This window comes from Nocardia sp. NPDC052001 (assembly GCF_040680615.1).
Classification (GTDB): domain Bacteria; phylum Actinomycetota; class Actinomycetes; order Mycobacteriales; family Mycobacteriaceae; genus Nocardia.
The window spans coordinates 252,041-265,233 of record NZ_JBFAXC010000005.1 but is presented as its reverse complement, the minus strand read 5'-3'; the positions used below and the strand labels follow the sequence as shown (position 1 = coordinate 265,233).

At 68.2% G+C, this 13,193-nt stretch carries 6 protein-coding genes; all 6 read left to right on the top strand.

What is annotated here, in order from left to right; genetic code table 11:
* The first annotated feature begins 137 nt into the window (after window positions 1-137).
* Genes AB0L82_RS25270 through AB0L82_RS25245 form a run of 6 tightly spaced genes read left to right on the top strand, consistent with a single transcriptional unit; the run spans window position 138 to window position 12,985 of the window.
* A complete protein-coding gene (locus AB0L82_RS25270) occupies window positions 138-1,439 on the top strand; it encodes a SidA/IucD/PvdA family monooxygenase (RefSeq protein ID WP_364641080.1) in 1,302 nt (433 codons plus the stop codon).
* A 41-nt stretch (window positions 1,440-1,480) separates the two neighbouring features.
* Window positions 1,481-2,422: a methionyl-tRNA formyltransferase gene (locus AB0L82_RS25265; protein ID WP_364641077.1), complete on the top strand. Its 942-nt coding sequence runs from the start codon at window positions 1,481-1,483 to the stop codon at window positions 2,420-2,422.
* Between the two features lie 11 nt (window positions 2,423-2,433).
* Window positions 2,434-5,859, top strand: a complete 3,426-nt coding sequence (locus AB0L82_RS25260; RefSeq protein ID WP_364641074.1) for an amino acid adenylation domain-containing protein — start codon at window positions 2,434-2,436, stop codon at window positions 5,857-5,859.
* Window positions 5,856-6,821, top strand: a complete 966-nt coding sequence (locus AB0L82_RS25255) for an ABC transporter substrate-binding protein (protein WP_364641071.1) — start codon at window positions 5,856-5,858, stop codon at window positions 6,819-6,821. The genes AB0L82_RS25260 and AB0L82_RS25255 overlap by 4 nt, the downstream gene beginning before the upstream one ends.
* Window positions 6,822-6,851: 30 nt before the next feature.
* Window positions 6,852-8,513: a condensation domain-containing protein gene (locus AB0L82_RS25250; protein ID WP_364641068.1), complete on the top strand. Its 1,662-nt coding sequence runs from the start codon at window positions 6,852-6,854 to the stop codon at window positions 8,511-8,513.
* Window positions 8,510-12,985 carry an AMP-binding protein gene (locus tag AB0L82_RS25245; RefSeq protein WP_364641065.1) on the top strand — a complete coding sequence of 1,492 codons (4,476 nt, stop codon included), beginning with the start codon at window positions 8,510-8,512 and terminating at the stop codon, window positions 12,983-12,985. The genes AB0L82_RS25250 and AB0L82_RS25245 overlap by 4 nt, the downstream gene beginning before the upstream one ends.
* Window positions 12,986-13,193 lie beyond the last annotated feature (208 nt).

Genomic DNA, 13,193 nt, shown 5'->3' with positions numbered 1-13,193 from the left:
GTTCACTTCGGTGAGCCGCGGGCGGTGCCCAGACGGTACCCAAGCAATATAAGGTAAGCCTATGCAAACATGGGAGGGGACCCGGTTGCTGTGACGCGATCGCCAGTCGTTCGCGAGAGGAAGTGAGTGTGAACCCGGTGAAGACTCTGCTGGTTGTAGGTGCGGGGCCCAAAGCCCTTGCGGTGGCCACGAAATCGCATGTGCTGCGCGAACTCGGCCTGCCCGCCCCCCGTGTCGTGGTGGTGGAGCCGCACGCGGTGGGCGGGAACTGGCTGCCCAGCGGTGGCTGGACCGACGGCCGGCACCGGCTCGGCACCAGCCCCGAGAAGGATGTGGGCTTCCCGTACCACACCACCTGGGCGCGTGGCCGCAATCGCGAGATCAACGAGGCCATGCACGATTTCAGCTGGACCGCGTTCCTGGTGGATCAGGGCGGTTACGCCGAATGGATCGATCGCGGGCGGCCCAGTCCGCAGCATCACGTGTGGGCCAAGTACCTGCAGTGGGTCGGGCATCGCATCGACCTCGAATTGGTGCAGGGGCGCGTGCATTCCATCGCCCCGGCGGCGGACGGCTGGCTGGTGTCGGTCACCGACGCCGACGGCGTGGTCACCCAGTTGGACGCCGATGAGCTGATGATCACCGGTCCCGGCCGCAGTTCGCGCGCTCTGGCCGATCATCCGAAAGTGCTGAGCATCTCGGACTTCTGGGAGCTGGCCGGGCGGCGCGCACTGCCGGTGTCCTCGCGGGTGGCGGTGATCGGCGGCGGTGAGACCGCGGGTTCGGCGCTGGACGAGCTGGTCTGCCACGAAATGCTGACGGTCTCGGTGATCTCGCCGATGGCCACGCTCTACACCCGCGGTGAGAGCTATTTCGAGAACGCGCTGTACAGCGATCCGGGCAAATGGGCCGGATTGAGTCTGGAGCAGCGCCGCGATGTGATTCGCCGCACCGATCGCGGGGTGTTCTCGGTGCGCGTGCAGGAAAGCCTGTTGGGCGACAACCGGGTTCATCACCTGCAAGGTCGCGTCACGCGGGTGCGGGACAGCGGTGAGGGTGTGACGCTGACGCTGCGCAATGCCCCGCGCCCGGATGAACAGCATGTCTTCGATCTGGTGGTGGACGCGACCGGTGGTCAGCCGCTGTGGTTCCTGGACCTGTTCGACGGTGATGCCACGGATCTGCTGGAGCTGGCGGTCGGCGGTCCGCTTACTCAGCCCCGCATCGAGGCGGCGATGGGCTATGACCTGGCCGTGGCGAACCTCGAGGCCAAGCTCTACCTGCCGAATATGTCCGCGCTGACGCAGGGTCCGGGCTTCCCGAATCTCAGCTGCCTCGGCGAGCTTTCGGATCGCGTACTGCGTCCGGCGGTCGATGGCCAGGAGGTTGCCGGTCGGGCCGTTGGCGCGAGGGTCGCACCCGCGCGGGTCGGTTCATAGGCTAGGCTAGCCTTACTTTAGAGGAGATGAGGTTCGGTTCAATGCGTATCGTGTCGTTCGGCTTCCAGACGTGGGGCCGCAAAACCCTTGCGGCCCTGATCGATTCGGAACACGAGGTGGTGCTCTCGGTCACCCACCCCGCCAGCGAGTCGTCCTACAAGGCGATCTGGAACGATTCGGTCGAGGAGCTGGCCCGCGAGCACGGCATTCCGGTGCACCTCACCGAGCGCGCCGACGAAGAGACCATCGATCTGGTCAAGCGCGCCGAACCCGATGTGATCGTGGTGAACAGTTGGTACACCTGGATGCCGCCGGAGCTGTACAAGCTGCCGCCGTACGGCACGCTGAACCTGCATGATTCGCTGCTGCCCAAGTTCACCGGCTTCTCGCCGGTGCTGTGGGCGCTGATCAGCGGCAGTGAGGAATTCGGGCTCACCGTGCACCGCATGGACGAGCAGCTGGACACCGGCGACATCCTGGTCCAGCACCGCCTGGCCATTCCCGAGGGCGCGACCGGCACCGAACTGGTGCTGGCCGGAATGGAATTGATCCCGGGCGCGGTGCACGAGGCACTCGCCGCGCTGACCAGCGGCACCGCCGAATGGAAGCCGCAGAACAAGGCCGAGCGCACCTATTTCCACAAGCGTTCGGATCGCGACAGCCGCATCGACTTCTCCTGGGACGCGGTCGATCTGGAGCGTTTCGTGCGCGCGCTGTCCGAGCCGTACCCGCGCGCGTTCTCGCACTACCGCGGTGAGCGCGTGGAGATCCTGGCCGCGCATATCTCCGAGGCCCGCTACGGCGGCACCCAGGGCCGAGTCATCGTGCAGGAGGGCGGCGGCGCGGTGGTGTGCGGCCCGAATCCGCAGCGCGGCGGCAATCACGCCGTGGTGATCACCAAGGTGCGCACCGCCGACGGCGTCGAGCGCGACGGCAGTGAATTCTTCGCGCGCGGTGGCTATCTCACCGATTCGCCCGAATGAGGTCCGGTGTCATGTCGACCGTCGCCGACGGGACCGCGGCGGATATCCGCCGCCCCCTGTCCCCGGGCCAGCGGCGCGCCTGGTTCCTACAGCAGCGCGAACCGGGGAACACCGACCTCAATGTCGGCATCACCTACCGCCTGACCGGAGATCTGGACCCCGCGCTGCTGCGCGCCGCCGTCGGTGAAGTGCTGGCACGACACGACATCCTGCGCACGGTCTACGGCGTCGACCCCGACGGCGAGCCCTTCCAAGCCGCCCTGGCCGAGGCCGATCCGACCTGGCAGGACGAAGACCTCTCCGCTCTCTCACCACTGAGCCGCACCCGCCGCGCCGAAGTCCTGATCCGCCGCGTCCTCGCCGAACCCTTCACCCCGGCCGAGGCCGCCCCCATCCGCTTCGCCCTGATCCGCACCGGCGCAGCCGAATTCGCCTTCGTTCTGGTGGCCCACGCCCTCTGCTGGGACGACGAATCCTGGACCGTCTTCTCCCGCGACCTATCCGCCGCCTACAACGGCGCCCTCCCCGCGGGCCCGGCACTGCAGTACGCGGACTTGGCTGTCGCCGGTCCGGCCGCTGAATCCCCGTCCCAAGCCGCGTCATCCCGGCGCGCATTTGACCGGGATCCACACGCCTCAGTGCAACCGTCTCCCGCGATGGATCCCGGCCAAAAACATGCCGGGATGACGGGGGAGGGTTCCGCCCTGGCCGTTTCGGAAGAGGGCGCGGTATCTGCTGTGCAGAGGGAGGGCACTGCGTCGGCTTCGGCGGGAGCGAGCGCCGTCCCCGCCGGGATCGACTTCTGGCGCGCGGAATTGACTCCGCTGCCCGAGCCTTTGGATCTGCCTGCTCGTACCGCATCGGTGGCGCAGCAGACTGCCGCCGCTGTGCGCGTTGTGCGTGAGGTGCCCGGCGAATTGCTCTCGGGTGTGGATGAATTCGCGCGGGAGCTGGGCACGACGGCGGAGCCGGTGCTGCTCGCCGCGTTCGAGCTGCTGGTGCATCGCTACACCGCCGCGCCCGATTTCCTGGTGTCGGTGCCGGTCACCACGCGTTCCGGGGAATCGCTGCCGGAGTTGCCGAGTGCGCCCATCGGCTACTTCGGTAACACCGTGCTGTTGCGCGCCGCGATCGATGATCGGCGCACGTTCGCGGAATTCGCTGCCGCCGTGCGGGATTCCTGGGAGCGCGCGCATGAGCATCGCGCGATCGGGATCGATCAGGTGGTGGCGGCGGTCAATCCCGAGCGCAGCGGTGATCGGGACGGACTCGATCAGCTGGTTCGGCTGGGATTCGGCGTGCGCCGGGTGGCCGCCGGTCCCGCGCTGACGGATGTCACTTCTGCGCGCTTGGACATCGGTAGCCCGTCCCCGCGAGTTCCGCTGCGGCTCACCGTGGTTCGCGATGAATTGGGCGCGTATCTGGAGGCCGAGTATCCGGCGGACCGGTTCTCGGGTGACCTGATCGAACAGCTGCTGTCGCACTATGTGCGACTGCTGGCCGAGGGCACCGCCGTGCCGGAGCGTCGCACCGGTGAGCTCGCGTTGCTCGGTGCGGCCGAACAGGTTCGGCTGCTGGAGCTTTCGCGCGGGGAGCGGGTTCCTGCGGAACCGACCACCATGGTGGCGCTGTTCGAGGAGCGCGTGCTGACCGCCCCCGAGGCGATCGCGCTGGTAGCTCCCGGTGATGAGCCCGCAGGTGCCCTCGGTGGTTCCGCTCCCGAGTTCGGTGGGGCGGGCGGCGATCGGACCGATCGCCGCGCCATGCCCGACGTGGAAATCACCTATGGCGAGCTGAATCGCCGCGCGAACCGCCTGGCGCACTGGTTGATCGGTCAGGGCCTGGGCACCGAGGACCTGGTGGCGCTGCGCCTGTCGAACTCGGTGGAGTTCGTGGTCGCGGTGCTGGCGGTGCTCAAGTCCGGCGCGGCCTATCTGCCGATCGATCCGGCCTACCCGGATGAGCGCATCGACTTTCTGATTACCGACGCCCGCCCGCGCCTGGTGCTGGGCAGCGTCGAGTTGGAGGCCGCCGAATCGGTGGCTGCCGCCGCGCCCGACCATGATCCGAGCGATGCGGATCGCGTGCGGCCGCTGCTGCCGGGCAATCTGGCCTATGTCATCTACACCTCCGGTTCCACCGGCCGCCCCAAGGGTGTTCCGGTCGCGCACGCCGCAATCGCCGATCATCTGATCGGCTTCCGGGCGCAGTGGGGGATGACCGCGAATGATCGACTGCTGCAATCGTCGTCGGTGAGCTTCGACGCCTCACTGCTGGACGTGTTCGTCACGCTGACCCTCGGTGCGCGGCTGATCATTCCGCGCCCGGACGGATTCTCCGATCTGGCGTATATCGCGGATCTCGTGACCCGCCACGGCGTAACGGTGCTGCATATGGTGCCGTCGCTACTGCGTACCTTCCTTTCGCTGCCGCAGGTGAGCGACTGGCGCACACTGCGTTTCGTGCCCGTGGGCGGTGAGGCGCTGCCCGGTGAGATCGCGGACCGCTTCACCAAATCCCTCGATGCCGAACTGCGCAATCACTACGGCCCGACCGAGGCCGTGGTCAGTGCCACGCATATGCCGGTGGAGGGCCCGCAGGGCAATCGCATCGTGCCGATCGGCCATCCGAACCGCAATGTCGATCTCTACCTGCTCGATGACCACCTGCGCCTGGTGCCCCCGGGCGTGATCGGTGAAATCTATTTGGGTGGACCGCAATTGGCGCGTGGCTATCTGAACCGCACCCCGGCCACGGCGGCGCGTTTCATCGCCGATCCGTTCACCCCGGGCGCGCGCCTGTACCGCACCGGTGATCTGGCCCGCCGTAATCTCGCGGGCGCGATCGAATTCGCCGGTCGCGCCGATGACCAGGTGAAGGTGCGCGGCTACCGCATCGAACCCGGTGAGGTGCAGGCCGCGCTCACCACGCATCCGGAGATCCGCGATTGCGTGGTCACGGTGGTGGGCAATGCCGTCACCGGCCCCATGCTGGCCGCCTATGTGGTTCCGGAATCGAATGCGCTGGAACCGGATTCGGTGCGCGCGCACGCGGCGAAGACGCTGCCGGAGTACATGGTGCCCACCGCGTACGCGCTCATCGACGCCATTCCGCTGACCCAGCACGGCAAACTGGATCACCGCGCCCTGCCCGAACCGGTCCGCCTGACCACCCGCCCGTACCGGGATCCGGTGACGGCGGCGGAGATTCGGCTGGCCGCGGTGTTCGGTCAACTGTTCGGCACCGATCGCATCGGCGCGGACGACTCATTCTTCGAACTCGGCGGCCACTCGCTGCTGGCCAATCAACTGGTGGCGCGGATTCGCGCCGAGTTCGGATTCGAGATCGATGTGCGCGCGGTGTTCGACACCCCGGTGGTACACGGTTTGGCCGCGGTGCTGGAGGCGACCGCCCGAGACAAGGAGCAACACGAGTGAATACCCGAGGACTGTGGCGTCGCGCCGGAATAGGTCTGCTGGCACTGGGTTTGGTGGCCGGTGTGGCCGCCTGCGGATCCGATGACGGCGATTCCGGCGCGGGCTCGGTGACGGTCGAGCACGTGATGGGCGAGACCAAGATCGACGGCACCCCCAAGCGCGTGGTCACCCTCGGCCCGCAGTGGTTCGATGCCGCGCTCGTCCTCGGGGTGACCCCGGTCGGCTATCTGGTGCCCGGGCTGACCGCGACCACCAAGGTGCCGTGGGAGCCCGCGATCCCGGATTCGGCCAAGCGCATCGAGGCCACCGGCGACTACGTGGAGCAGATCGCCGCGCTGGAGCCGGATCTGATTCTGGCCCCGGCCTTCATGGCCGATCGCACCATGTACGACAAGCTGTCCAAGCTCGCCCCGACCATCGATTCGCTGTCCAGCGCGCAGATCGACTCCTGGCAGGACCAGGTGACCATGCTGGGCAAGGTGCTGCGCAAGGAGACCGAGGCCGCCAAGGTCATCGCCGATGTGGACGGCAAGATCGACGCGGTCGGGGTGAAGCATCCGGGTGTGAAGGGTAAGACCTTCCTGACCTGCATGCTGACCGGTCCGGCGCAGCTGATGGTGCTGGCCGATCCGAAGGACGGTTCCGCCGAACTCTTCACCCGCCTGGGTATGACCATGCCGGAGAACATCGTTCGCGAGGCCCCGTCCGGCGGTCGCCTGGCGCTGTCCCCGGAACGTCTCGGCGATCTGACCTCGGACCTGCTGGTGTGCGGCGCGATGCCCGCGCTGGAGGCAAAGTTCAAGGATCTGCCCGGCTACAACGAGTTGCCGTCGGTCAAGCGCGGCGGTATCGCCTTCGTCGACGTGGTCGCCATCAATGCCATCAATCAGCCGACCGCGCTGTCGGTGCCGTACGTGCTCGAAAAACTGGAGCCCGCGTTCGCGAATATCGCCGGTAGCTAGACCGCCGGTCGCCAGGAAGGACTTCACCCCATGACGCTCGAAACCCCCGCCGCCCGTTCCGATCGCGGCGTACCGCTGTCCCCGGCGCAGCAGGCCGCCCTGCTGCCGGAGCGGCTGGCCCGCATCACCGCCGCGAATGTGTTCCTGGCACTGGAGATTCCGGCCACCCTCGCCGACGGCGTGGCGGCGCGCACGGCCGAAGTCCTTGCCGCGCACGAGATCCTGCGCACGGTCTACCCGGATGACCGCCGGGTCCCGTACCAGCGGGTGGAGTCCACCCCGTCCGGTCCCGCCGACATCATCGAAATCGGCGATGCCGCACTGACTCCCGCATTGCTGACCGACGCCGGTCACGCCTTCGACCTGGCAACCGAATTCCCCGTCCGCATCCGGCTGTACCGCCTCCCCGAACGCGCCGTCCTCGCCCTGACCGCGCACCCGGTCGCCGCGGACGACCGCACCCTGGACCTGCTGGCCACCCAGCTCCTGGCGACCGACCCGATCCCGGCCACGGCGCAGTACCGCGATTTCACGGCAGAACAGGTGAAAACCCTGACAGCCAAGGATGATTCGCTCGCCTTCTGGACCGAGCGTCTGGCCAACCTCCCGGAACAGCTGCTGCTGACCGGCAAACGCCCGGCCATTCCGCGTAGCGCGCGTGCCGTGGTGGAGATTCCGTCCGCCACGGTTGCGGCACTGGCCTCGGACGTCGATTCCCTTGCCGTATTGACCGCGCTCATCGGTGCCGCGTTGCGTGAGCTCGGTGCGAGCACCGACATTCCCGTCGGCATCGCGTCGGCGGCACGGTCGGAAGACACCGCGAATGTGCTCGGCAACTTCGCCAACTACTTGGTGCTGCCGGTGGATTCGCCGCGCGGTGGCGCACCTCGTGAGCTGGTGGGCGCGGCGTCGCGCTTGCTGGCTGAGGCGTATGCCAATGCCGGGACTCGAATCGAGCGGCTGACCCATCAGCTGCGCGGCCCGGGTGCGGCGGCGCAGGGTGGACTGTTCCAGGTGCTGGCCGGGGTGCGCGCGGGTGTGCTCGAGGTCGCCACCGGTCACGGTGTCGCTCGTGAGATCGCTCGCGCGATGGCTCGTCCGCACGGTGTGGATCTGATCGTGGACGCGATCGAGACCGCGTCCGGTTGGACCGTGACGGTCGATTTGGCCGAGGAGCTGTCCCGCCGTCATTCGGCCGGTGAGTTCGCTCGCCTGCTGGCGCGCACCGCCGAATCCTGGTCGGCCGCACCGGATACCGCGATGGAGGCGGGGGAGGTGCAGCCGAGCGCCTGGTTCGTGGCGGATGACGATTCCCTCGATCTGGACCCGCTGGCCATCTCCGGCTTGGGCGGTCCGCCGCGGAACGATGCCGAGCGGGCCATCGCCGACGCGCTGCGCGAGATCCTCGACCTGGATGACGAGGACGAGGTCGGTCGCGAGGACAATTTCTTCGCGCTCGGCGGTGACAGTGTGGCCGCGCTGCGCTTCGTCACCGTACTGGCCGAGCAGGGTCATATTCTCGACGTGCAGAAGGTGTTCGAGTTCCCGGCCGTGTACGAGATGGCCGAGAACCTCACCGCCGAAGGCGTTTCCGCGCAGCCCGAGCCGGTGGCCGAGGTCGCACCGATGGCCGCCTCCGGTCTCGACGCCGCCGCACTGAGCGCGCTGGCCGGAAAGCTCGCTGCCCGGTGAGCGTGCGGATTCTCGATGTCGTCGCACTGTCCCCGCTACAGCGCGGCCTGTATTCGGTCAGCGTCGCCTCCGGCGCGGTCGATCCGTACCTGGTCACCTTCGCGGTGCGGGTCGAGGGCCTGACCGAACTGTCAACGCTGCGTGCGGCTTTCGATCAATTGCTGGATCGCTACCCGCATCTGGGCGGCGCGGTGCTGACCGACGGTCTGCCGCATCCGGTACTGGTCACCACCGATGCCGGGCGCATCGGCTGGCGCGAGCTGGATCTGCGCGCGGCCGCCGATCCGGAAGCCGCTGCACACCAGCTGTATTGGGATGAGGGCCGCCGCCGCATCGATCTCGATGCCGGGCCGCTGTTCCGCGTGGTCGCCGCGCGGGTGGGTGAGCACGACTACGAATTCGTGTGCACCGCACACCACATCATCATCGACGGCTGGTCCATCCCGCTGCTGTTCGCGGACCTGATCGCACTGCACAGCGGCATGGGCGCGAGCCTGCCGCCCGCTCCGCCGCTGCGCGAGCACGCCGCCTGGCTGGCGAGCCGCGATACCGCCGCTTCCATCGAGGTGTGGCAGCGCGCGCTGTCCGACTTGGCCCCGATGTCCATGCTCGCGGCCCCGGCCCCCGCCGATATCCCGGTGCTGGGCGAGGCCCGCTTCACCCGCGAAGACACCGACCGTGTTAGCGCCTGGGCGCGCAGCAAGGGTCTGACCCTCAACACGGTCCTGCAAATGGCTTGGGCCCGAGTGCTTTCCGGCCTCACCGGCCGCGACGACGTGGTCTTCGGCCAAACCACTTCCGGCCGTGATGCCTCCCTCCCCAACGCCGAACGCCTGGTAGGCGCACTCGTCACCACCATCCCGGTCCGAGTCCGCATCGACGACCGTTCCCCCGCGGACATCGGCGTGGCCCTGCAACGTGAGGTAGCGCAACTCCGCGCCCACGAATACCTCGGCATCGCCGAAATCACCCGCCACACCGGCGGCAGCCAACTCTTCGACACCCTCCTGGTCTTCGAGAACACCCCCCTGGGCGCGGTAACCGCCGACATGCCCATGGGCCACGGCGCACGTCTGAAGCCCCGTCGCGTCGATTCCCCCAGCCATTACCCGATCGCGGTGGTCCCGGTGGTCGAGAACGGCGAACTCATCACCCGCGTCGAAATCCGCCCCGACCTGACCACCCGCTTCCACCCCGACCGCCTCGCCCAGCGCATGCTCGCGGTCGTATCCCGCCTGGTGGAAGCAGATTCGGCCGCCGCGGTGAGTCTCCTGCTCGACGACGAACCCGCAGCCCTCACCGCAGCGACGGTCGCGGATGTGTTCGAGGCCGTGTCACCTGATGCGCTGGTCTCCGATGTACTCCTGGCCGCCGCAGACCGCTCCGCCGCGGCGGTCGCGGTAATCGATGCCGACGGTGAGCACACATTCGCCGAATTCGGTGCTGCGGTGCGCACTCTCGCGGCCGCGCTACAGGCGAGTGGTGTGCGCCCGGGGGATGCGGTGGCGGTGGTGCTGCCCCGCGATCGCCGAGTCCTGCACGCGCCCTTCGCCATTGCTCACGCGGGCGGTGTCTGCGTGCACGTCGATCCCGGCACCCCTGCCGACCGCCTGGCGTATCTGCTGGAAACCTCCGGCGCGAAGCTGGCGCTCGGCGATGAGGCGCTGGTGGATGTGCTGGTGCAGGTCCGCGCACAGGGCGTGGATTGCGTACACGGCGTCACCTCCGGGACGGGCGACCTGCGACTCCTGGGCGGAGCCCTGAGTGGCTCGGGTGCTGTGATGAACCACCCCGGTCGTGCCGCGGACGACCTGGGGACCGGTGTGGATAACTCCGATCTCACCGCAGGGGACTCGGCTCCCGGAGAGATGAGCGCGATCCCGCGACAGCACCCGATCAGTGTGCCGGAGTCGGAGCGCGCCGTGGCCGTGCGGGCCGCAGCGCCGGTCACGAACACCGCCGTGCCGTTCTATGTCATCTTCACCTCCGGCACCACCGGACGCCCGAAAGGCGTTGTGGTGCCGCACGGTGCGCTGCTGAGCCACTGGGCCAATCATGAGCGGCGGATCTTCGCACCCGCCGCCGAACGGCTCGGCAGGCAACTGCGCATCGGGCACGGCTGGTCGACGGGGTTCGATGCCGCGTGGCAGCCGACGGTTGCGCTGTTGAGCGGGCATACCGTGGTGATGCTGGGGGAGCAGGCGCGCACCGATGCCGAGCAGATCGCGGCGGCCATCGCGCGGCACGGGATCGATATCTTCGACACCTCCCCGTCGATGTTGCCGCGACTCATCGCTTTCGGGTTGTTCACCGAGCGGGACGGTGTGGAGCATTGCCCGCTGGCGGTGCTCGCGCTCGGCGGTGAGGCGATCAACCCGGATACCTGGAAGCGGTTGCAGGGCTTGCCCGATACCCGGGTCATCAATTTCTACGGTCCGACCGAGGCGACCGTCGAAGCGCTGATGGCCGATGTGCACGAACATATTTCGCCGACCATCGGCCGCACCTTCGACCGGATGACCGCCGAGGTGCTCGATCACCGGCTGCGTCCGGTGCCGCCGGGTGGACTGGGTGAGCTGTATCTGTCCGGTCCGCAATTGGCGCTGGGCTACCTGGATCGCCCGGCGACCACAGCCGCCGCGTTCGTGGCGGGCCCGAACGGAAAGCGTTATCGCACCGGCGATCTGGTGCGCCGCGCCGATGACGGCACCGTCATCTACGAGGGCCGCGCCGATAAACAGGTCAAGATCAACGGCTATCGGGTGGAGCCCGATGAGGCCGCGGTGGTACTGCGCGAACTCGACGGCGTCGAGAACGCGGCGGTGCTGGCGTACACCGATAACGGCCGCACCCGGCTCGGCGCACTCGTGGTGAGCGCGGTGCCGGTGCCGCAATTGCGCGCGGGTCTGGCACAGCGCCTGCCCCGCTTCCTGGTGCCCACGCGCATCGTTGCGGTCCCCGAGATTCCGTTGAACAGCAACGACAAACTGGATGTGCACGCCGCGACGGCCCTGCTCACCGCACAGGTGGCCGGATCCGGCGGCAGCGAGCCCGGCACCGATACCGAGCGCACATTGCTCGGCGTGGTCTCCGCGCTGGGCGCGGCGGGCACCGGTCCGGGCATCACCGACAGCCTGGTCGATCTCGGTATCGACAGCATCGGCGTCATCGATCTCGTATCCCGTTTGCGCGGTGCGGGTTTCCGCGTCGCGGCCCGGGATGTGATGGCGGCCGGTGATCTCCGCGAGCTCGCGGCGCGCCTGGACGAACTCACGGCAGCGGGGGAGGATCGCGCGGCCGCGGCGGTCACCCCCGCCGGTACCGTGCTCCCGCTGACGGCATTGGCGAACGAGATCATCACCAATGGCGACTATCGCTATCTGGCTCAGTCCCAGGTGATTTCGCTGCCCGACGACGCGACCACGGCCGCCGTCGCCGAACGCCTGTCCGCACTGGCCACCGCGCACCCGACCTTGCGTTCCCGCCTCATCACCGCCGCGACGGGTCCGGCCCTGCTGGTCGAGGAGCTCGCCCCCGCCTCGGCGTGGCTGACCGAAGCCGATGGAACCGGCACGCCCGCAACGTATCTCACCGAGACGGTGGCTCGCCTCGATCCGGAAGCGGGTCGCATGCTGGCCGCCACCATCCTGGCCGGTCCGCAACGCCGCCTGCTGCTGTCCATCCATCATCTGGCCGTGGACGTGGTCTCCTGGCTGATCCTGGTGGATGACCTGCGCCGCCTCGAACAGGGCGATCTGCCGTTGAACGAGGACCCCTACGGCGAAACCGATTCCGCGACGGTGACTTCCGGTATCGAGATCCTCGGCACGCCGCTGGCGGGTCAGCTCACCGATCCGGCGCGCGATCGCGCGGGCAAGGTCACCCAGCGAGTGGTGGAGCTGGGCGCGGACCGTACCGAACAGCTACTGGCGGCGTGCTCCACGGCGGGCGTTCCGCTGGAAGACGCCCTGATCCTGGCCTGCGCCGGCACCTTCCCGGATATCGCGGACGCGGGCGGCCGCATCGCCGTCACCCGCGAATCCCACGGCCGCCCGGACGATGACGATTCCCGTCGCGTCGGCTGGTTCACCGTCGAGGAGACCGTCCTGGTCCCGGTCGCAGCCGCGGACTGGACCCCGGGCGCACCCGTCCCGGACCTGTCCGATCGCACCTTCGCCGCCCGCGGCCAGTTGCGCATCAACCACCTGGGCCGTTTCGACGTACTCCAATTCGGCACCGGCCCTTGGTCACCCGCGCCGCTGGCGGAGTTCACCGGCGAATTCGGCGTGGCCGCGCATCCGGATCTGCCGCTGCGTTTCAGCGTGGACATCACCACCGCCGTGGTGCCCCGGGACGGCCGCCCGTCCCTGGTCGCGCAATTCGATGTGAACACCGCCGTGCTCGACGGCCTGGCGGTCGACGCGCGCGCCGAGCGCTGGGCCGAAGTGCTGTCGGGTTTCGTCCAGGAGTGAGAGCGCAAACGCATAACTGAATGGTTCGTAAATGGGGCCCATCGGAAGTTATCCGATGGGCCCCATCGGCGTATTCGCTTGTCAGAGCCCTGTAATCAGCTATTTAGGTTAGCCAAACCACACCCCTTCACCGCGCCTGCGGCCATGGGCTACCATCCCTAAGAAGTTAGGCAAGCCTACCTTTGGTGTCAGGCCCGAGGCGGAACAT